This window comes from Bartonella sp. AA86SXKL, from assembly GCF_042196885.1.
The window spans coordinates 1-1082 of sequence record NZ_JBHIRE010000058.1 but is presented as its reverse complement, the minus strand read 5'-3'; the positions used below and the strand labels follow the sequence as shown (position 1 = coordinate 1082).

Sequence of the window (1082 nt, the reverse complement as noted above, 5' to 3'; positions counted from 1 at the left end):
GTGTGCGCTTCAGAATTATCGGAAGATTTCTCATGCAAAACACTGCTTGTCGACGATTGTTGTTGCTGGTTGTATTTTTCTTGCGCCCCTTTGATGAGAATATTTCCACCAGAGTGAATGGTCATATCGGCTTTGGCCTGCTCTTCTGGCGTTTTCTCCCCTGGCTTACCGGCTGTGAGTATCGAGGCTACAATCTCCGTGTTGTTTGCTGAGTCAAGAGCAACACCTTTGCCCCCAGATATGAGTGAGCCCACAACTTGAGCCGCATCAATCTTGTTATGCTGGGATTTGCTGCTACTGAACACCTCACCCTTTTTATGATACGACATCTCATACTGTAAGCTATTTTCCGCATTGGTGATGAGAATAGCATTGCTGGCTTTCAGCTCTACCTTGCCATCAGCCGTAACAGCACTGCCCGTGATGGTGAGATCATGTGGTGTGCCATCTTGGCCTGCAATAGCAGTAAAATCACCCCCAGCATTGATCGAAGAGCCAACGGCTCGCGAGGCTTGCATATCCACTTTAAGATTTGTACCCTGAAGATGATACTCCATCTCATCAGATTTGGTATCTATCGTGATATTCCCTTGAGCACCAAGAGCAACATTGCCCTTCGCATCGATATCGGACGCAAAAACACGGATATCTTTTCCAGAGAGAACAGTGGTCTCTTTTCCAGAACTTAAATAAGAGCCATTATGCACAGCAACATGGGAGGTGTGATCCCCCCGATAGCTATTGGCACTGTTGCGCGTGGCATCAAGCGAAACAGTGTCTTTTGCTTGTAAGAAAAGATTATCCTTCGTTTGAACTTCAGAGCCCAGAATATTCAGATCCTTTCCAGAGGAAAGCGTTGTTGAGCCTCCAGAATTAACTTCTGATTGTTGATGCATGGATGCATTACCCTGCGCATCATGGTCGGTAGTTTTTATGGCACCGATTGTCAAATTGCCCTGCTCTGTAACCATGGCAAGATCACCCCCGGTGGTGATCTTTACCCCTGAGGCTGTGATATTTTTCTTAGCAATCACGGTTGCATTGCCCCCAGAAGACAAGGCATGGGTGTTTAAAACAGTTTC

At 46.6% G+C, this 1082-nt stretch carries 1 pseudogene; it reads right to left on the bottom strand.

The features are described 5' to 3' along the window. Positions 1-1082 (bottom strand): annotated as a pseudogene (locus tag ACFIO5_RS09570) (hemagglutinin repeat-containing protein); the annotation flags it as partial.